Source organism: Maribacter spongiicola (assembly GCF_052119685.1).
Lineage (GTDB): Bacteria > Bacteroidota > Bacteroidia > Flavobacteriales > Flavobacteriaceae > Maribacter > Maribacter spongiicola_A.
Genome location: NZ_JBGQOO010000003.1, coordinates 121040 through 142097, shown reverse-complemented (window position 1 = coordinate 142097; position 21058 = coordinate 121040). Strand labels below are relative to the sequence as shown.

Sequence of the window (21058 nt, the reverse complement as noted above, 5' to 3'; positions counted from 1 at the left end):
AGCCGAAAGAAATCATTTTAGTTCATAAAAAGCGTATTTTCATTCTGTAATGGTACTTCTATGAGTAAAACTAAAGTATTGGGACTTGTTTTAGGTCCGCTTTCATTTATACTAATTCATTTCTTTTTTCATCCGGTCGGACTTTCTGATCAAGCCAATGCGGTATTAGCTTCTACCTTATGGATCGCTATTTGGTGGATCACCGAAGCGATACCTATTGCGGTAACCGCCTTGCTACCGTTAGTACTGTTTCCGCTCTCTGGCGGGTTAGACTTGTCTTCGACCTCAGGATCTTTCGGTCATAAATATGTCTTTTTGTATATGGGTGGGTTCATTATCGCCATTGCCATAGAAAAATGGAATCTACATAAAAGAATAGCCTTGAATATTATTAATTTTATAGGCTCAGATGTTCGAAAGATCATTTTAGGTTTTATGATGGCGACCGCATTTTTATCAATGTGGATTTCTAATACGGCAACCGCTGTAATGATGTTGCCGATCGGTTTGGCAATTATCAAGCAGCTACAAGATAACCCAGATACGGTAGAAGATGAAAACCAGACTTTTGGTAAAGCGCTAATGTTGGCAATAGCGTATAGCGCTTCTATTGGCGGCGTGGCAACTTTAATTGGTACGCCGCCAAATTTGGTGCTTGCAGGCGTAGTATATGATACTTACGGTTATGAGATTACTTTTATGCAATGGTTTGCATTCGGTTTGCCCATATCTATTATTTTAATATTTATATGTTGGTTATACTTGACCAAATATGCCTTTCAGTTTAAGCAAAAATCCTTCCCGGGTGGTAAGCAAGAAATAAAACGGTTGTTGTCTAACCTTGGTAAAATATCATATGAAGAGAAAGTAGTGTCGTTCGTATTTGCATTAACGGCATTCTGCTGGATCACACGTTCATTTTTACTAGAAAGAATATTGCCAAATTTAGATGATACTATTATAGCTATATTTTTCTCAATTGTATTGTTTTTGATTCCGTCGAAGAAAAAAGGGGTGCAACTTATTAATTGGGAAGAAGCCGTGAAAATGCCGTGGGGTATAATACTTTTATTTGGCGGGGGTATGGCTCTCGCTAAAGGTTTTGAAGACAGTGGGTTAGCGGTATGGATCGGTGGTCAAATGACCACTTTATCAGGTTTACCCATAATTGTTTTAATATTGGTACTGATTACGGCGGTAAATTTTTTAACGGAAATAACTTCCAATCTGGCTACTACAGCAATGTTATTGCCTGTTTTAGCGCCAATGGCACTAACTATAGATGTGCACCCTTTTGTATTAATGGTCGGTGCTGCAGTTGCTGCTTCATGTGCTTTTATGTTACCGGTAGCCACGCCGCCAAATGCGGTAGTATTTGGTTCTGGATATTTAAGAATACCAGATATGGTAAGCAAAGGTTTTTTTATGAATATAATTTCTATCATTATATTAACCTTTTTCGTATATTTTGTTCTCCCAGAACTATGGGGTATAACCATAAATAGTTTCCCCGATAAATTTAAATAAATGAAACTATTACTCATTCCAGATAAATTTAAAGGGTCTCTAACTAGTGAAGCATTTACAAAGGCTTTTGTTGCGGGTGTAGAGCAATCGGGTGTTTCTTTTACTTCTCATTTCGTAAAAGCATCAGACGGTGGTGATGGTTTTATGAGTGCCATTGCAAGTTATAGACCATGCATTGCTATGCAGGTAATTAGTGAAAATCCGTTAGGCAAGTTAATTCAATCGTACTACCTGTATAACCAAAAAACAAAGTCTGCTTACATAGAATTGGCAAATACTTCGGGTATGGAACTGTTGAAGCCAGAACAACGAAATCCTATGTTAACCTCTACATATGGTACGGGTTTACAAATTAAAGATGCCATCGATAAAGGTGTAGAACATGTTTTTATAGGTCTTGGTGGTAGTGCCACAAATGATGGTGGTATAGGTATAGCACAAGCTTTGGGCTATGTTTTTTTAAATGACAATGATGAGGAGTTGGCGCCTATTGGTGCTAGCTTGCAATTAATTAAAAAAATCGATGACACCGGTGTAACCGATTCTGTTAAGAGGGTGAAATTCTATGCGGTTAATGATGTTACCAACCCATTATTCGGCGAAAATGGAGCATCTTATGTGTACGCCAAACAAAAGGGTGCAACAGATTTTATTATCGAAGACCTGGACAAAGGACTCAGGAATTTAGATATGCAGGTCTCTAAAAAGTATCATATTAATAATGGTGAATTACCGGGTGCTGGTGCGGCAGGAGGAACAGCCTTTGGATTAAAATCTTTTTTTGACGCAGAAATGCTAAGCGGAATAGATTTCATTTTAGAATTATCGGGAGTTCATAAATTATTGGCCAGAGAAAAGTTTGACTATATCATTACAGGTGAAGGAAGAATTGACGAACAAACATTGAATGGTAAATTATTACAAGGCATAATCAATTTGGGTAAAAAATACCAGTTGCCTGTAATTGCTATTTGTGGAACATTAGAGATTTCTAAAGACGCCTTACTAGACAGAGGTATTTTTGATGTATTTGAAATTCAAGATAACAGTAAAGATCTTGAATATAATATGAAGCACGCAGCGCTGCTTTTAGCTACAAAAACAGCTGATTATTTCAGCGTAAAGTAAAAATATGGGTTTAAAAAATGACCTATTTTATTATTTATTTCTTAATATTTACATTCAAAATCAATAATAACGTATTCAAAATAGCTATTCACTTGTAATAGTTTAAAAAAATGATTGGTTTGGCTGAGAATATTTTTATATATCGTTCATATTTAATAGAATTCGTATTTCGACCGTAAATAGCTGTAATTGAGCTCTGAAAATCAGTGGTTCAGCTTTTATTTTTTTAGATTTACACGAACAAATTTTCTAAAGCATGAAAAGCTCAATGACAAATGCGAATACCATATCCCTAAAAAATTACGGGATTACACACGCCAATTTTCATTATCAAGAAACACCTGAACATCTTCAGAAAGCCACTCTAGAAATGGATATGGGAGTTGAAACAAGCAATGGAACACTTGCTGTTAATACAGGCGAATTTACTGGTAGATCGCCTATGGATCGATTTATCGTGAAAGATGATATTACAAAAGATAAGGTCTGGTGGGGAAATATTAATATTCCATTTGAAAAGGATAAATTCGATGCATTATATTCAAAGGTAATTTCGTATTTAAACGAAAAGGAACTTTTTGTTAGAGATAGCTATGCATGTGCAGACGAAGATTATAAACTGAATATTAGGGTCATTAATGAATATCCTTGGTCTAACATGTTCGCTTATAATATGTTTTTACGCCCTACGGCGGAAGAATTAAAAGATTTTACTCCCGAATGGACAGTAATTAATGCGCCAGGTTTTATGGCTGATGCCGAAGTAGACGGTACAAGACAGCATAATTTTGCAATTTTAAACTTTACCGATAAAATCGCCCTAATTGGTGGAACTGGATATACTGGGGAAATCAAAAAAGGAATTTTCTCTGCATTGAACTTTATTTTACCAGTTTACAAAGAGACATTGCCAATGCACTGTTCTTCTAATATCGGTAAAGATGGCGATACCGCAATCTTTTTTGGATTGTCTGGAACAGGAAAAACAACTTTATCAACAGACCCTAATAGAAAACTAATTGGTGATGATGAACACGGTTGGACGAGCAGAAATACCGTTTTTAATTTTGAAGGTGGTTGCTATGCAAAGGTTATTAATTTATCTGAAGAGCAAGAACCTGAAATTTACGGTGCTATTAAGCCAGGTGCTATTTTAGAAAATGTAGTATTAGATGACCAAGGTAATGTTGATTTTGCCGATACGTCAATAACACAAAATACAAGAGTTAGTTACCCAATTCATCATATCGATAATATTCAACAGCCATCTATTGGTAAAAATGTAAAAAATATATTCTTTTTAACTGCCGATGCCTTTGGTGTACTGCCTCCGATATCTAAGCTTACTCCTAGTCAGGCTGCATATCACTTTATCTCTGGTTATACTGCTAAGGTTGCTGGTACTGAAGCTGGTGTTGTTGAACCGGTACCATCATTCTCTGCATGTTTTGGTGCGCCATTTATGCCATTGCACCCAACAAAGTACGCTGAAATGTTGAGTAAGAAGATGAAAGAATCGGGTGTAGATGTATGGCTTGTAAATACAGGTTGGACAGGCGGACCTTACGGAATCGGAACTCGAATGAAATTAAAGTATACTAGAGCAATGATCACAGCAGCCTTAAACGGCGATTTAGGCTTGTATTCGTACGATAAGTATCACATTCACTCCGTATTCGGTGTTGCACAACCTAGAGAGTGCCCGGGTGTGCCAACATCTGTGTTGAGTCCAAGATCAACTTGGAACGATGATGAGAAATATTATACCACTGCATTTAAATTAACAAATGCCTTTAGGGAAAACTTCAAGAAGTATGAAAGTTACGCCAGTGAAGAAATTAGAAGAGGCGGACCACAGCGGTACGCATTTTAAGACAATAAAAAAGCCTTGCATTGCAAGGCTTTTTTTATGAAGTTATTTTGAAATGTATTATTTATTTACGCTCATAATATATTTCTGTAATGCCATCGTCATAGAAGGTGTCTCGGGTGTCGGTGCTTTAATATCTATGCGCAAGCCAGCATCTGTTGCCGCATCTACGGTAGAGTTTCCAAAAACAGCTATTCTAGTTTCCTTTTGATCGAAATCTGGAAAATTCTGTAATAAAGATTCGATACCAGACGGACTAAAAAATACCAAAATGTCATAATACACATTTCTTAAATCTGAAAGATCGCTAATTACAGTTTTGTAAAAAATAGCTCTTTTCCAATTGATACTTAAAGTATCTAAAGTGTCAGGTACATCTGGCTTAAGTACATCTGAAGAAGGGAGTAAGAATTTTTCATCCTTATATTTCTTGATCAACGGCACTAAATCTGTGAATAATCTTTTTCCTACGTAGATTTTACGTTTTCTGTAAACTACATATTTTTGAAGGTAATAGGCAACCGCTTCAGATTGGCAGAAGTATTTCATAGAATCTGGCACTTTAAAACGCATTTCATCTGCGATTCTAAAGAAATGGTCTACTGCGTTTCTGCTGGTTAAGATAATTGCAGTAAAATCATTCAAATCTATCTTTTGTTGGCGCACTGTTTTTGCATCAACTCCTTCTACATGAATAAAAGGTCTGAAATCAACCTTTACTTTCTCTTTGTCGATAAGCTTGGAATAGGGGGAATTTTCCATTTTTGGCTCAGGTTGAGAGACTAAAATCGTTTTTACTTTCATACGCTGCACTATTTTAGAAAGCTTCCCATAATAAGTAAGGGTGCAATTTCGAGTGCGCAAAGGTACAAAATAAAATAGAAAAAATAGGAGCTTATGAATTTTTGATAATTCCTTAATACTGTTACCCAACCAATTATATTGATAACGAAAAATAGGATTAGTGCAATAATGATTAAGATTTTCGAGTCAATAAAGACATAAGCTAAAAATACATTGGCAATAAAAAGAACAATGCCTGCATAATTAAGGTAGGTTAGCTTCTTAAAAATCAACTCATTAAAGATGTTGTAAGAGTTAAATATGAATCCGTTAAAAAGCTGCGACATGGTTTTCGCAGTAATAAATAAGAAAACACCTGCAAGCAATAATGGAAAAATGTAAGGATTTTTTGCCTCGGTAGGGTTGAAATAACTACGCCAAATAAAAAAAATAAATAAAGTGGTGTTTATAATTTGAAACACACTCATTAGAAAATGAAACCAATTGAACAGTTTTTCTTTCTTCGTGTACATGGTAATGTACTTATTATTGAACGGAAGAATCATGAAATTGAAAAAACGTGGATAATAAATGCTTTTGGCAATTAATGGAAATATAAGACTCACCATAAGAGTTATGGTGATCCAATCGGTTTGCCCCAATGTTCTTGCAATAGGTTCCATTAATTAATAGGAATTGCTTTTCCGTTTAGACCGTATAAAAGATCGTTCTCAGAAATGACTACTCTAAAGTAACCAATGTTTTCCTTTTTTGTTTTAGGCAGTTCAAATATAAAATTAGTTGTGTCTAATTGTTTTAAGACTGTAGTCGACGTTTGCGTAGCTCTTGGTGTAATCTGTAGCGTCTGTACAGGTGTTTTGTAATCGTCCATGTAGGTAATGCCGAATTTCAATTTTTTAAGATCGATATTTTCATTGTATGGATTGAAGATTTTTAGATTTATAGTTTCATCAGAATTTAATGAAACTGCGCTATCATCGATAATTGCATCTAATTTACGAAACGATTGAAAGTTAGAAATGTACCTGCCTTTATAGAGTCCGCCATCTTCTCTGGTATATGTGAAAGTTGGGGTATTGGCATATTTTGAAACGTAAGCAACATTTTTACCTCGCACTTTTTCTTCAGAGTCGTCTATAGAATATTGATTTTTACGATACATAAAATTGTTCAACGAAAAGGTAGGTGTTGCATTAGTATAGAAAGAATACATTGGAGCATTTCTATACGAGTTTTCAAATACCACAGGTATATTGCCTACTTCCTCTTCAATAGCCTCTGCCCATTCTTTATTACCATGACTTTCATAATAGAAATTAAATAGCAAGGGTTGATAGGCAAGTCCCATTCTTAAGTAAATAATAAGAACGGTATTGATGAGTCCTAATCTAAAAATCCAGGTTAATGCCTGCTTATTTTGTAGCATGTAATTAAAGGCAATAACTACTAGAGGAATACAGACTATAATGATCCATTGTGTTTGTACCCTTCTATTAAAGCTAGAAACGAAAAAGAAAATCAATACTCCGTAAGTAAGGTATATAAGTGCTTTGTTGAATAAGTCGTTTCCTTTGGTTTTAAACAACGCTTTGTAGATAAACGGAAAAGTTAAACCAAAAATAGCTACTAAATTAACAAAGAAACCGACCGTATATTTTTCAAAGCTATATGCTCCATTTGGTCTTTCGTACAAATGATATTTTATAGAAACAAAGTCATTCTCGTATAGCCAATAAAAGTGCGGCATGTAACAAAATAAGGCGACTGCAACGGCAAGCCAAGCATATTTGTTAGTGGTAAGTTTAAGGTTTGATAGTAGTACAAAAAATATGACCAGAACAGCATGATACTTACTGTACATTAAGGCAGCCATAAAGATGCCCATAACAATGGCGATACCAAAGTTTGGCTTCTTTAAAAAATGCTTGTAGGTCAATAAAAAGCAACTTGTAAAAAATAATAGGGGAGTATCTGGTAGAGTGAAAAAACCATAGGCATTTAACAGCGTCATCGAAAAAACCAGAACAAAAAATTGCTTGATATAATCATTCTTTTTTGGGTTGTCTATCATGAGCCAAAGCAGAATAATATTCACTGCAGACAACACGCAACTCATAAAACGAACACCGAGTTCGCCATTAAAAAAGAAGCTACTGATTTTCACTAATAACGCTACCATCGGCGGATGGTCAAAGTAACCCCAAGCCATGTTCTGACTGTAATACCAGTAATAAGCTTCATCAAAAATGAGTTGCGTAAAACTAGATTGAATAAGGTTTAGAATGAATAGTACAGCTAAAAAAAAGTAAAACTGCTTCGGAATTTTAGTCAACATTTGCATAGGTTACTAAGTGGCAAAATTACAAATTTAAGGCAACCTACCTAGTTTAAATATTTCATAAAGGTATTGATGTCCATTTTAAGACGACTATTAAAACCTTACTTTTGTCAAAACACCTATAAATAACTTATGTCCAGTAGCATTGTAATCATACCTACGTATAATGAAATTGAAAATGTAGAGGCTATTATAAGAGCGGTATTCGATTTGCAGAAAGAGTTTCATGTGCTTATTGTCGATGATAATTCGCCGGATAAAACTGGTGATTGCGTTCGCGGACTGCAACAAGAGTTTCAAGGAAAACTTTTTTTAGAAACTAGATTAGAAAAATCGGGGTTAGGTACCGCATACATTCATGGATTTAAATGGGCAATAGCCAAAGGCTATGATTACATATTTGAAATGGATGCTGATTTTTCGCATACACCCTCAGATTTGTTGAGGTTGCTAAAAGCGTGTGAAAACGGTGCGGATCTTTCTGTAGGTTCTAGATATAAAAAGGGCGTAAATGTTGTCAATTGGCCATTGTATCGGGTGTTATTGTCTTACGGTGCCTCTATTTATGTGAAATTGATTACCGGTATGCGTGTAGATGACCCAACAGCAGGTTTTGTTTGTTATAAACGCGAAGTGTTAGAAGCTATAGATTTAGATTCGGTTCGGTTTGTAGGTTATGCTTTTCAGATTGAAATGAAATTTAGGGCCTACCTAAAACATTTTAAAATAGAGGAAGTTTCCATTATTTTTAGGGATCGTGTTTTGGGGAAATCAAAAATGAGTTCATCTATAATTAGTGAAGCGATTTGGGGTGTATTTATTATGAAAATGAGAAGTCTATTCTTAAAAAATAAGTTTTAATTATGGGTAAGATTTTATTAAAGAACGGTACAATCGTTAATGAGGGGATCATACAACAAAGTGATATTTTAATTGTTAATGATATCATCGTAAAAATAGCGAGAGATATATCTGATGCAGATGCTGAGGTTTTCGATGTTACTGGTAAGCATATATTGCCAGGCGTTATTGATGACCAAGTACACTTTAGAGAACCCGGTCTTACACATAAAGGTACTATAGCAACAGAAAGTAGAGCCGCTCTTGCCGGTGGTATTACCACTTTTATGGAGCAGCCGAATACCACACCGCAAACCACCACAATTGAGAAACTTGAAGAAAAGTTTGCGATGGCGGCTAACTCTGCCTATGCTAATTATTCTTTTTTATTCGGTGGTACCAATGATAATTTAGAAGAACTAAAAAAGCTTGACAAAAATGCCTGTTCGGGTATTAAATTATTTTTAGGTTCATCGACAGGTAATATGTTGGTCGATGATGAAAAGGTAATTGAAAGTATATTCAGTAATACCGAAATGGTCATCTCTGCGCATTGCGAAGATGAAACGACCATTCGCAAAAACATGGCTAAGTATAAGGCACAGTATGGTGATGATATACCTATGGCAATGCATCCTATTATTAGAAGTGAAGAGGCGTGCTATCTTTCTTCTTCAAGGGCAATTGCTTTGGCTAAGAAAACAGGTGCTAGGTTGCATGTTTTTCATTTATCTACCGGAAAAGAAACAGATTTTTTCCGAAATGATATCCCGTTAGAGCAAAAGAAAATAACTGCTGAGGTATGTATACATCACCTTTGGTTTTCTGATGCCGATTATGCCGAAAAAGGGTCATTGATAAAATGGAACCCGGCAGTTAAAACAGCGAAGGATAGAGATATGCTTTGGGATGCTCTTTTAGATGACAGAATAGATGTTATCGCTACAGATCATGCCCCTCATTTACTAGGTGAAAAGGATAATGTGTATACAAAAGCACCATCTGGCGGACCACTAGTTCAGCATGCATTGAACGCCATGTTAGAAAAGGTAAAAGAAGGTAAAATTACATTAGAGAAAATGGTACAGAAAATGTGCCATAACCCGGCAATCTTATTTCAGATAGAAAAGCGTGGATATATTAGAGAAGGCTATTATGCAGATTTGGTAGTAGCAGATTTAAATAGCCCATGGACGGTTACGAAAGAGAATATCGCCTATAAATGTAAATGGTCTCCTTTTGAAAATACTATGTTTTCTTCAAAAGTGGTACATACTTTTATTAATGGACATTTAGGTTATAGTAACGGTCAGTTTTCTGAAAAACGAAATGCAAAAAGGCTAACATACAATAGACCATGAGATCACTAATTTATTTACTATTTGGGCTACTTTTTTTGTCTTCTTGCGCCGAAGAATTAATTGAAAAGCCCGATAATTTAATACCAGAAGATAAAATGGTGGCAATTATCAAAGAAATGGCGGTGGTCAACGCTTCAAAATCAACAAACCTTGGCAAGTTGCGAGAAAATGGAATAGAGCCTACAAATTACGTGTTTACCAAGTTTGAAATAGATAGTGCGCAGTTTGTAGATAGCGATAGGTATTATGCCTCGAAACCTTTGCGTTATGAGAATATGTATAAGAAGGTAGAATCTGATCTTGAAGAGCAACGTTTAAAACTAGAAGCTGAGAAAAAAATTAGAGATAGTCTAAGTTTAGTTGAAAAGTCTAAAAGTAAAATTGACAAATTGGCGAAAGATTCTATACCCTCTAGCGATGTTCAGAAATAAATAGTTTCGAACAAAATTTCAGTTGTTCATTAATAAGTTCAAATTCTAGACTTAACGCTTCTTTAATTTTTTCGTTTTTGAATGTAGTTGGGTGTTGTAGGCCATAAATAGTACTCTTGGTAATAGTTCTTTGGCTGCCAGTTAGTAGATTTCTTAGTCCGTCTACGATTCTTCCAATATGTAGTTGCCAGAATTTTAATGATTTTGTCGGTGGCTTTTTTTTCATATGTGTAGCAATTCTTCGTAAAACTTCTTGGTACGATAAATTTTCTGACACCAATATAAAACGCTCGCTACAAATTTCAGAATTCATTAGTGCGATCATAATGTTGGTGACATCGTTTACGGTTACAAAACCTGATCCGCCGGGTGGGTAATAGTTATATCCTTTAGAAGCTGTTTTAAAGAAAGAACCACTGCCACTGTTCCAAAAACCAGGACCCAATATCACTCCCGGATTTACTATTACGACCTTAAGATTTTCTTGTGCCCCACGCCAAACTTCCATCTCTGCAAGATGTTTGGTAATCGCATATGGGTTGGCATGTTGTCTGGTCCACTCCGTTTCTTCATCAACTCGTTCTGTGGTAATTGGTCTTCCGATCGTACCAATGGTACTTACATGGCATAACTTTTTTACACCACTAGCAATACATAAATTTACAATATTGGCGGTACCCTCTCTATTGATACGTTCTAGCTCTTTAAAATCTAAAGGGTTGAAAGAAATATAAGCGGCACAATGGTACACCAAGGTAACATTTTCAATGGCATTTTCTAAAGACGGTATGTCTAAAATATCACCCTGTACCCAATCGATTTTATCGAATAAAGCATCGGAATCATTCGAGTAGTAAGAAAAGATTTTTTTGACAATAGTCAGTTTATCCGCAGATCTATAAAGAGCTCTAACATTCTTATTATTCAATGTTAATTTCAGCAGCAAATGCGACCCCACCAACCCCGTGCCTCCTGTAACTAATACCATAATTCAAATTTAGCGAATACAGGTGGATAAATTCATGCTTTAATCTACTGTGTACTGGCGAGAATTCCATTTATATTTGCATTTCAATTAAAATTAAGCAAGAGATGACAAATTTTGTCAAGGAGTTACAATGGCGCGGAATGTTGCATGATGCAATGCCAGGAACAGAAGAACATTTATTAGAAGAAATGCAATCGGCATATATGGGTATAGATCCAACGGCCGATTCTTTACATATAGGTCACTTGGTAGGGGTAATGATGCTTCGCCATTTTCAAGTAGCGGGTCACAAGCCTTATGCTTTAATTGGTGGTGCAACGGGTATGATAGGTGATCCTTCTGGTAAATCTGCAGAACGTAATTTACTAGATGAGAAAACGCTTCGCCACAATCAAAATGCATTGAAAGAGCAATTGTCTCGTTTTTTAGATTTTACAAGTGAGGGTGAAAATGCAGCTGTACTGGTCAATAATTATGACTGGATGAAAGACTTCTCTTTTTTAGAATTCATAAGAGATGTAGGTAAACATATAACGGTGAACTACATGATGTCTAAAGACTCTGTGAAAAAACGTCTTTCATCAGAAGCTAAAGAAGGTATGTCATTTACTGAATTTACCTACCAATTGGTTCAAGGGTATGATTTTCTGCACTTATACAGAGAACATAATTGTAGCCTTCAAATGGGTGGTAGTGATCAGTGGGGTAATATAACTACAGGTACAGAATTAATTAGAAGAATAGCCGGTGGCAAAGGGTATGCACTTACTTGCCCATTAATTACAAAGGCAGATGGCACTAAATTCGGTAAAACCGAAGGTGGTAACGTTTGGTTAGATGCCGAAAGAACATCGCCCTATAAATTCTACCAATATTGGTTGAACACATCAGATGAAGATGCCGATAAATACATAAAGATTTTCACATTTTTAGGTCAGCAAGAAATTGAAGACTTGATAAAACAACATACCGAGGCACCGCATTTAAGATTGTTGCAAAAGAGGTTGGCCGATGAGATTACGGTTATGGTTCATTCGCAAGACGATTTGGACAATGCAGTACGTGCAAGTGAAATTTTGTTCGGTAAATCAACAGCGTCCGATTTAAAGGGGTTGAATGAAAAGACATTTTTAGAAATTTTTGAAGGTGTGCCACAAGCAGAACTTTCAAAAGCAGAATTAACCGATGGTCTTGATATGATCGGGGCATTAGCAGCTAAAACTAACTTTTTAGGCTCTAACGGTGAGGCGAGAAGAGAATTGAAGCAAAATTCAATTTCGGTAAATAAAGAGAAGGTCAAAGAAGAGTTTTTGATTACTGCCGATGACTTGATCAACGATAAGTTTGTGTTATTACAGAGAGGAAAAAAGAACTATTACGTATTGGTTTTTAACTAGTTAATTTTATTTTAGTAAATGAATTTTATGAAGTTGAAACTTGTAGCAGTATTGTTCTTGTTGTTTATTTCTTGTTCTAATGATGATCCATTAATTGCAGATGCTGAATTAGAAGGAGAATGGATACTTTCTGATGTTGTCTGTTATTGCGGATTTGAACCTGACATTGATTTTTCGTTGACCAAAATAAGTTTTCTTCCGAGTAAAAATAAGGTAATCGTTACCAATGAAAGTGAGTATGTTTTCTTTAGGGATAACGGCGAACATATTTACGGTGGTCAAGCGAACCGAATCAATTTTTCTGACGGATCTGTGTATTTTTTCGAGACGAATGGCGAGCAACTTACGCTTACTTTTGAAGATAACGTTGATATTGCAGATGATGAGGTAACGTATATTTTTACGCGCTAAAATTATTTAGGCTTGTATTGTCTCATATTTTAGAATAATTCTCAAGTTATAGCGTTTGTATGCATAAACCCCCTAGTTATGCTAAAGAAGTACGTTCCTATTTTCTGTTTGTTCGTTATATTTTCTGCGTGCGATAAGCTCGATGAGTTGACAAAGTTTGATATGGAGTATAGCCAGCGAGCTACCATACCCTCTACTGCAGGTATTGATTTACCTTTTGATGTTTTTACTCCAGAAATGGAGACAAATTCAGAATCTACATTTGCCGTTAACGATACCAGAAAAGACCTTATTGAAGAAATTAGGTTGACCAAATTAGAATTGGTCATGATTTCGCCTGACGGAGCAGATTTTAGTTTTTTAAATTCCATAGAAGTGTATATTTCTGCTGATGGACTAGAAGAAATTAGAATTGCGAGTTTAGATGAAGTTCCTGAAGATGCAGGTAGCGTAATCGCTTTAGATACCTCAGATATAGATTTAAAAGAGTATATAAAGAGTGATGAATTCAGTTTACGATTGAATACCGTTACCGATGAGTTAATGAGTAGCGACCATGAATTAGAAGTGAATTCTACCTTTTTTGTTGATGCTAAAATATTAGGACTTTAATTTAAGATTGCCTTAACGCAACTATTTGTCAAGTTGGGTATCTTGTAACTAGTTAAAAGTCTTCGTTCTATGAAAAGATATGCCATTTTGTTCTTGTTTCTAGTTTTTCTTGCCTCTTGTACTAATGACGATGATTTTGGTTTAGAGTCAACACAGTTTGTGTTCTCAGAACAAAAATGGGAATTAACCCAAATGTCGGGTAGTTTTCAAAATTCAGAAACTACAGGTGAAGAAATGGAATGGCAAGAGTATTATATATTCTCACCAGAAGGCACTTTTATAAAATCTAGGACTCTTGATAACAAAGTGCTTGAAGCTACTGGTACTTTTGAGGTTGTGGAATACGATAATGATCTCAATCATTACTTAGAGCTCACTTTTGAAACCGGAAACGAATTAGCCGGTAATTGTACGGGTGATAGTAAAGAACTATTAATGTACAGAAACTCTACCGTGATCTCAAGCCTATGGATGGCATGCGATGGCCCTGGGTTAGATTATTCGCTGTCAAAATAAAAGCCTCTTAAATAGTATTGGTCAATTGTAATTCTTCGGTTTCTGATGCTGTACTTTTATAAGTGTTTACAAACGTATTTTTAACCCTTTCAGAATTTAGAAAATAGGGAATCCAGATAGCGGTAGATATAATTGCTTTAAAAATATCTGTAGTTGCAGTAGGATTTGGTATCGCAAATTGATTCATGATAAAGCTTTCAATCAAGGTGATTGATAAATTACAGGCATAAAATATAATCATCATTTTGGGCGCTGATGTACGTTTTTGCACAAATAATATAATAGTTAAGACTGCAAAAATTAGAAAGGCAAAATTATAGAACAACTCAAAACCTAAATAAACTTCCAGCATTTTTGTATTTTCATAACCGGCATATTCGAATCCGTCCCAAATACTTTTGTCAAAATAGCCATTTTGAAAAATAGTAAAAATTAGTACAATAGGTGTAAGCACTAGCCCAATCAAAGGAAGAATTAACCAGCCTCCAAATTCCTGTCCGGGTAAAGATGCTTCTTCGTTCTTTTTTGGGTTATAATTTTTATAGATTTTTATAGATAAGTAGATACCTAACGATACTGATATCATCATAATCAAAATAGACAACCAACTAATTCCCGACTCCGATTCGTTAGCGCCATAGGTTAGTTGTAAACCAATGTTATCTCTAAGGTCGTCATGTTCTTTAATGAAAGATTTTGCATCGTCGGCAGGTATAACAGCTTCCTTTAGCTCGTATTCGTAATTCAAAGTAATCATGTTACCCGTTTGATTAATGCTCTTACTAAACCTATAGTAATCATTATCAATATTGATGTCTTCTATATTTAACGACCAAGGTTCTGGTAATAATATTCGGGTTATTTGTGTAAAACTAAAAGGTACTCCGGCACTGTACGGCATTTCTCTGTCTAAAGTATTGGTGTAACTTATAAATCCGTCTAAAACCAACGAATTAGTATCGAAGTATAAAGTTTCGTCGTTTTCAATAGTACTCCAAAGATTTTCAATTTTATAGTACTCGTTGGTAGTGAAAATATTTTCCCAAGGTCTCGAGTCATCTACATAAGTTACTTTGTCACTTGATAGAATTGAAGGGTATAGGCTACTATAAAAATTTAGATATTCTTTGTTGATACTCTCTTCTTTGTTGTTTTTAAAATAGGCTCTGGTATTATCTGCTCTGCTACCATAGTATTCGGTTTTTACTTCAAATTTTGCATCACCACCAATTTTGTCTACAATAATGTCTTCTACAATTCTAACGCGAGCATTAGATGAAGTAGGTATTTTTTTTAATTCTGTACTGCCTTCTTTGAGTAGTAAGCCATTTTTATAATCGGGCGTGTATAGATTAGAAAGGTTGCCACCTTGGTTAGATATCGTAGGGTCTACGAAATACTCTTGACCACCATGCTCAAAATACACGATACAGTGGTCAAACAATAAATGGCTAGGTAAAAATTTTTCTAAATTTTCGTTTGATTTTGTATTCACCAAAATAGGAAATGAACTAACACCTTGGCTTTGTAATAGGGTAGCTAATAGTAAAGATTTGTCTTTACAATCTCCATATCTACGATCCAATACCAACTCTGGTTGAGTAGGTTTAAATGCCCCTATACCAGATTCAAAACCCAAATAGCGAATATCATCTTGTACAAATCTAATAAGCTTTATAATAACATCTTGTTTAGAATCTAGCTCGTCATCGATAGTTATAGGGTTCTTCAAGTGTTCTTTCGGAAACTTGTAATAGGGCGTCATAAGCTCAACAACACTTTCCCAATTATTAAAGGTAGAAACAGAAATACGTTTTTGTGAATTATACCAATAAGGGGTGTTACTATCATAAGTAACATAGTCACCACTGATATTATCCCAAGTATATTCTTTACCCAAAGTTGTAGTATTCACTTTAGGTTCATTGGCATCGTTTAATGTTTTAAAGGTGATAGCGTTATCTGAATTGGTTAGAATTCGATTGTATATTCTATTGACCGGTACGGTATATTCTTCATAAACAAGGTTAGAATAATTACCTTTATTTATGGGGTTAAAACCTTTGATGGAGTAAGAGTATTCGATAATGTCACCAACCCGAATATCTGAAAGATTAATAACAGATGTTAATGACCCATCATATAATGAACGTTCTAAATTGGTTTCTCTTTGGAAGGTGTTTATGAATGATTTTTTTAATTTATCAATGATTTTACCATCGCGAACAACCTGTGCTTTATGAAATTCTATTTTTTGGTATTCTGGATCGAAAGATGCGCTAATGTCTGACATTTCTTGAATACCATCACTGTTCAAAATCTTAAACGCATAGTGAACAAACTGCTCCCTTTTTATTAAGTTATCTTGATAGTCAAGCAGAAGGTATTTGTATGCACCTTCATCTTCAGAGTCTTTTTTATCGGTAAAAGAAATAGGTGTAACCCAGTCGGGAGTTGAAGTTTTTTCTGCTTGTTGCGCATTTAATGAGAAGCTCACTAATAAGTAAAGAAAGAGATAAATATAAAACCGCATTACCATTCGTTTACGTTAAAATTTAAAAGTAAGAAATACCTTAGTAAACAACGTATGACTTTTGTAAAACGTATATTTTGGTTATAGGAAGCGAATTAAAGTACCATTAAATTACATCCTCTAATATCAGAATTATCGAATCTACCGATAATCTCAAAAGTACCGTCTTGGTTTATTTTGCCTAGATCTTGAGTGGCAATAAAGGAGCAAGAATTGATATTTGCCAAATCGATTACATTAATTCCGCCAGATTTGCCATTGGTTAAATAGGTAAGTGGGTCTTCGGTATCACGAACTAAAATTTTCATCCAAGCGGGGCAATCGAAAATGCCATTTCCTTTAGAGTATGCTTGCGACAAAAGTTCTGTCATTCCGTATTCAGAGTGAATGTGTGGTACTCCGAATCCGTTTGATAATAACTGATGTAATTCTTGACGTACAATTTCTTTTCTACGACCTTTCATTCCGCCAGTTTCCATGATAATGGTATTTTGCAAAGACATATGGTATTGCTCGGTAAACTCTAACAATGCGAAAGAAACGCCTATGATTAATATTTTGGTGTCGGTTTTTTGTAGTTGTATTAGTAATTGATAAAGTTGTTCGTATTCGTTTAAAAAGAAACCGCTTTCTGGATGATTCGATTTTTTAATTAAATCATCTGCCATGTATATTAATGAAGAGCCTGTACGCTCTAAGTAAGAGGGTAAAAGCGCTAATACACAATAGTCCTCAATAGCTCCATAAAAGTGATTGAAAGCCTTTAAATAACTCTGCTCGTAGAGACTTAAGTCGGTTACAAAGTGCTTACTGGTTTCACTGCCAGTAGTGCCGCTGCTAGTAAATGTTATTTCTGGTGTATCGGTAGTACTGAGAACATCTTTAGACTTAAAGAATTCTATAGGTAAAAAAGGAATCTGTTCTAAAGTTTGAACAGCATCTGGTTGCACGTATAGATAGGTGCAAAATTTTTGATAGACTAAATTATTGTCATACTGAAACTTGAATATACGTAGTGCTTGGGTTAGAAAATCCCCATCTGTTTGTATATCAAAAATAGCATTGTGCTTCATGTTCGGTACCAATTCTGGCAAAGGTACTGAACCAAATTATTTAAAATGTTTTGAGATGAAAATATGTAGGTTATTTATTTCACCACAAGTTTACGGGTAATCGATTTTTCGTTTTCAGTCACCTGAACTACATACACTCCCGGTGAAAGCTTTGAGATGTTCATTGCCTTTGTTGATAATTTTTCAGCTAAGACGAGCTCACCGAATACATCGAAAACTCTAACCTCTTTAAGGTTGTTGTTCTGTGTTGTTACATAAACAACATCGGCAATTGCTGGGTTGGGGTATAATTTGAATCCGGCAATTTCATCGTTTCGTAGGTTATTGATATCGATGGTGTCTTGGGCGTACAAGCCAACGGAGACTGCCATAAATAGCATAAAGTAGATTTTCTTCATTTGATATTGATTTGGGATCAACACTTCAAAGGTATGGTTAAGTGTAACTTGAACACCGAAAATGTTGTGAAACCAAATTTTTTGTAGGTCAATGAAAAAGACGAAGTAATTCGTCGTAAAAACGTGTAGTTAACCGATAATGGATTTTAAAAAACTGAGAAAAAGAAAGGAGTTGTTACTTAACAATCAACTTACGTGTACACATCTTGTTTTTTTCAAGAACACGTAATACGTACACACCAGAATCTAAATCGGAAAGATTCAATTCTTTGCCTAAAATAGTAGTCTTCAATAATAATGTACCGAATACATCATAGATAAAGATTTCTTTAGGAGCGTTAAGGTTGGTAGAAATATAAACTTTACCTGTAGTAACCGGGTTTGGGTACATACTAAAACCATCAATGTCTCCATTGCTCTGAGTACTTTGCCCATAGCTGAAGGAAATAAAGAAAAAGAAGATGATTGTGTAAAGTTTCTTCATATATAGCTGGTTACAAATGCTATGCCACAAATATAGGAATTTAACACTCCTTTTTATTTTTGTAAGAGTAGATATTGTGAAAAGATCGATGAAATGCAATATAATCGATGAAATGCACTATTTATGACGTCAACTACCTTTTTTATTGGGGTTTTAGATATCATGTAATCTATGATTGTAAGAATTATTCTAAACAAAAAAGCCCACAATTTGCGGGCTTTTAATTAAATTATAATACTGTTATTTAGTTACCAGTTGCCCAAGCAAAAATTGCAACATCGACAGCAGTTCCGTTAAAAACATCGTCTTCAGCTGTAGTAAGTGCAGTTTCGTCAACAATTACGTTAGCTAATGGACCATTATCTTTCATGTCAACGTTAGTTGTATAACCAACTAGGCTAACATTTGTTAAGGTAGCGCCAGAAGTAGCTTTGAATTGTAAAGCAGTACCACCAACTGTAGATACAGCGGTAAAGTCAATTAACTTCGGATTACCGTTTGCTTTATCAGCTTCAACAGCGGTAGAAAAACCTTCTACACTATGTAATACATAAGCTGTTGTTACAGTACCGTTCCAACCTTCTGTCCAATCAATAGAATCATCTTGATTGTTTTCGAAATACAAGTTAGTAGCAGAAACAGTTCCGCCAAAGAACTCGACTCCGTCATCTTCACCATCGATCATTGCAACATTGTCAATAGTTGTTCCAGAACCTACAGCATAAAGAGTAAGACCGTTGTACTGAGATTCAGCATCAATTTGAGCACCAGCGTTCTTAATAATCAAGTAGCTAATAGAACCAGAATTGTCATTATCGGTTGTACCGCCATATTTAAAGTTTCCTACTTCTGCAGTTGCATCAACTCCTTCAGTAGTAGTTGCATCACCTAAAATTACCAATCCGCCCCAATCACCAGGGTTATCGTTTGTAGAAGTCATAACTACTGGGTTAGCAGCAGTACCTTCTATTGAAATCATTCCACCTTTTTGTACTACAATATAGGTTTCAGTTTCATCGCCAGACTCAACTTGAGCAGTAATTTTTGTACCTGCAGGTATTGTAAGTGTAGCGCCATCTTCAACACTAAGGTTTTTAGATAAGAAGTAGTTTATACCTGCATCTAAAGTAAGGTCACTAGTTAAGTTACCTGTTAAAATGCTGCTACCAACAGCTGCATCTGTATTTACCCAATCAAAAATTGCAATATCAACTGTTGCATTTGCATTGTAGCTAGTATCTGGGTTACCAGCTTCACCTTCTATAATTACGTTCGCCAAAGGACCATCGTCTTTCATGTCAATTGAGGTTTCATAACCACTTAAAGAAAGTCCGGTAATTGTAGCTCCAGAAGTCGCTTTAAATTGTAAAGCGGTACCACCTACTGTAGAAACAGCAGTAAAGTTTATTAAACTAGGGTTTCCGTTCGCTTTATCAGCTTCAACAGCAGTTGAGAAACCTTCTTTAGTATGAAGAACATATGCATTGGTAACAGTACCGTTCCAACCTTCTGTCCAGTCAATAGAATCATCTTGGTTGTTCTCGAAGTATAGGTTAGAAGCAGAAACAGTTCCACCAAAAAACTCGACACCATCATCATCACCGTCAATCATGGCAACGTTGTCAATAGTTGTACCAGAACCTACAGCATAAAGGGTAAGACCATTGTACTGAGATTCTGCATCGATTTGAGCACCTGCATGCTTTATAATCAAATACGAAATTGAACCAGAATTATCATCATTTGTAGACCCACCGTATTTAAAATTACCAACTTCAGCAGTTGCATCAACACCTTCTGTGGTAGTTGCGTCACCTAAGATTACTAATCCACCCCATTGACCAGGTTGACCACCTGTAGATTGCATAGTTACTGGAGCAGCAGCTGTACCTTGTACATCTATTTCACCACCTCTTTGTACAACAATGTATGTTGAAGTTTCGTCACCTGTTTCAACAATTGCGTTGATAACTGTTCCAGCAGGTATAATTAATTTAGCTCCAGCTTCAATACTATAATTTTTTTCTAATGAATAGGTTTTATTCGCATCAAGTGTTCTTTCTTCAGTTAATTCTCCTGTTAAAACAGTACTTTCTTCTGGGTTTGTTGTTTCGCAAGCAGTACAAGAACCACCACAATCTACTCCTGTTTCGTCTCCATTTTTTACACCATCTGTACAGGTAGGTGCTACCGCGTCTGGTCCATTATCTGGATCATTATCATCACTACTACAACTGGCAAAGGTAATAGCTGCTGCAAGAGCAAAAACTTTTACAAATTTTCTCGTTTTCAATTTCATAATAAACATTTTAAAAGATTAAAATTAAAGATTAGTGATTATTGAGTA

General features: G+C 35.4%; 19 protein-coding genes. 10 read left to right on the top strand and 9 right to left on the bottom strand.

Annotated features, from left to right (window positions below; all coding sequences use genetic code 11):
• Nucleotides 1-60 precede the first annotated feature (60 nt).
• The 3 genes from ACEN2N_RS06970 to pckA all read left to right on the top strand — a co-directional run bounded on the left by ACEN2N_RS06970 (nt 61) and on the right by pckA (nt 4528).
• Nucleotides 61-1527, top strand: coding sequence for an SLC13 family permease (locus ACEN2N_RS06970; protein ID WP_441823653.1), 1467 nt, complete (start codon nt 61-63; stop codon nt 1525-1527).
• A complete protein-coding gene (locus ACEN2N_RS06965) occupies nt 1528-2655 on the top strand; it encodes a glycerate kinase (RefSeq protein ID WP_441823652.1) in 1128 nt (375 codons plus the stop codon).
• Nucleotides 2656-2911: 256 nt separating this feature from the next.
• The gene (gene pckA / locus ACEN2N_RS06960; protein ID WP_441823651.1) at nt 2912-4528 is read left to right on the top strand and encodes a phosphoenolpyruvate carboxykinase (ATP); all 1617 of its coding nucleotides are present in this window, start codon (nt 2912-2914) and stop codon (nt 4526-4528) included.
• Nucleotides 4529-4585: 57 nt separating this feature from the next.
• Here pckA and ACEN2N_RS06955 read toward each other — a convergent pair whose 3' ends face one another.
• The 3 genes from ACEN2N_RS06955 to ACEN2N_RS06945 are packed head-to-tail and all read right to left on the bottom strand — an operon-like array spanning nt 4586 to nt 7664.
• Nucleotides 4586-5329: a uroporphyrinogen-III synthase gene (locus tag ACEN2N_RS06955; RefSeq protein ID WP_441823650.1), complete on the bottom strand. Its 744-nt coding sequence runs from the start codon at nt 5327-5329 to the stop codon at nt 4586-4588.
• A gap of 8 nt (nt 5330-5337) precedes the next feature.
• A complete protein-coding gene (locus ACEN2N_RS06950; protein ID WP_441823649.1) occupies nt 5338-5991 on the bottom strand; it encodes a DUF4271 domain-containing protein in 654 nt (217 codons plus the stop codon).
• On the bottom strand, nt 5991-7664 hold the full coding sequence (locus ACEN2N_RS06945) for an ArnT family glycosyltransferase (RefSeq protein WP_441823648.1): 1674 nt from the start codon (nt 7662-7664) through the stop codon (nt 5991-5993). Before ACEN2N_RS06945 ends, ACEN2N_RS06950 begins: the two co-directional genes overlap by 1 nt.
• A 135-nt stretch (nt 7665-7799) precedes the next feature.
• On the opposite strand from ACEN2N_RS06945, the gene ACEN2N_RS06940 reads away from it, so the two are divergent.
• From ACEN2N_RS06940 to ACEN2N_RS06930, 3 genes are read left to right on the top strand one after another with little or no spacing between them, the layout of a single operon-like run.
• Nucleotides 7800-8528 (top strand): polyprenol monophosphomannose synthase, encoded by a 729-nt coding sequence (locus tag ACEN2N_RS06940; protein ID WP_424003060.1) that lies wholly within the window; start codon nt 7800-7802, stop codon nt 8526-8528.
• A gap of 2 nt (nt 8529-8530) precedes the next feature.
• Complete coding sequence (locus ACEN2N_RS06935) at nt 8531-9868, top strand: dihydroorotase (RefSeq protein ID WP_441823647.1); 1338 nt, start codon at nt 8531-8533, stop codon at nt 9866-9868.
• Nucleotides 9865-10299, top strand: coding sequence for a DUF4296 domain-containing protein (locus ACEN2N_RS06930; protein WP_441823646.1), 435 nt, complete (start codon nt 9865-9867; stop codon nt 10297-10299). Before ACEN2N_RS06935 ends, ACEN2N_RS06930 begins: the two co-directional genes overlap by 4 nt.
• Here the strand turns inward: ACEN2N_RS06930 and ACEN2N_RS06925 are convergent.
• Nucleotides 10280-11287, bottom strand: a complete 1008-nt coding sequence (locus tag ACEN2N_RS06925; RefSeq protein WP_441823645.1) for an SDR family oxidoreductase — start codon at nt 11285-11287, stop codon at nt 10280-10282. The genes ACEN2N_RS06930 and ACEN2N_RS06925 overlap by 20 nt on opposite strands.
• Nucleotides 11288-11391: 104 nt before the next feature.
• Between ACEN2N_RS06925 and tyrS the strand changes: the two genes are divergently transcribed.
• The 4 genes from tyrS (at nt 11392) to ACEN2N_RS06905 (ending at nt 14223) form a co-directional block, all read left to right on the top strand.
• Nucleotides 11392-12684, top strand: a complete 1293-nt coding sequence (gene tyrS / locus ACEN2N_RS06920; RefSeq protein ID WP_441823644.1) for a tyrosine--tRNA ligase — start codon at nt 11392-11394, stop codon at nt 12682-12684.
• A gap of 27 nt (nt 12685-12711) precedes the next feature.
• Nucleotides 12712-13095 carry a hypothetical protein gene (locus tag ACEN2N_RS06915; protein ID WP_441823643.1) on the top strand — a complete coding sequence of 128 codons (384 nt, stop codon included), beginning with the start codon at nt 12712-12714 and terminating at the stop codon, nt 13093-13095.
• A gap of 78 nt (nt 13096-13173) precedes the next feature.
• Nucleotides 13174-13707, top strand: coding sequence for a hypothetical protein (locus ACEN2N_RS06910; RefSeq protein ID WP_441823642.1), 534 nt, complete (start codon nt 13174-13176; stop codon nt 13705-13707).
• Between the two features lie 69 nt (nt 13708-13776).
• The gene (locus tag ACEN2N_RS06905) at nt 13777-14223 is read left to right on the top strand and encodes a hypothetical protein (protein WP_441823641.1); all 447 of its coding nucleotides are present in this window, start codon (nt 13777-13779) and stop codon (nt 14221-14223) included.
• 7 nt (nt 14224-14230) lie between these two features.
• Here ACEN2N_RS06905 and ACEN2N_RS06900 read toward each other — a convergent pair whose 3' ends face one another.
• From ACEN2N_RS06900 to ACEN2N_RS06880, 5 genes are all read right to left on the bottom strand, one after another.
• Nucleotides 14231-16720, bottom strand: coding sequence for a DUF3857 domain-containing protein (locus tag ACEN2N_RS06900; RefSeq protein WP_441823640.1), 2490 nt, complete (start codon nt 16718-16720; stop codon nt 14231-14233).
• Nucleotides 16721-16851: 131 nt separating this feature from the next.
• Nucleotides 16852-17829 (bottom strand): acyl transferase, encoded by a 978-nt coding sequence (locus ACEN2N_RS06895; RefSeq protein ID WP_441823639.1) that lies wholly within the window; start codon nt 17827-17829, stop codon nt 16852-16854.
• Between the two features lie 74 nt (nt 17830-17903).
• Nucleotides 17904-18227: a T9SS type A sorting domain-containing protein gene (locus tag ACEN2N_RS06890; RefSeq protein ID WP_441823638.1), complete on the bottom strand. Its 324-nt coding sequence runs from the start codon at nt 18225-18227 to the stop codon at nt 17904-17906.
• Nucleotides 18228-18402: 175 nt separating this feature from the next.
• Nucleotides 18403-18711, bottom strand: a complete 309-nt coding sequence (locus ACEN2N_RS06885; protein ID WP_424003038.1) for a T9SS type A sorting domain-containing protein — start codon at nt 18709-18711, stop codon at nt 18403-18405.
• Between the two features lie 244 nt (nt 18712-18955).
• Nucleotides 18956-21010 carry a hypothetical protein gene (locus ACEN2N_RS06880; protein WP_441823637.1) on the bottom strand — a complete coding sequence of 685 codons (2055 nt, stop codon included), beginning with the start codon at nt 21008-21010 and terminating at the stop codon, nt 18956-18958.
• Nucleotides 21011-21058 lie beyond the last annotated feature (48 nt).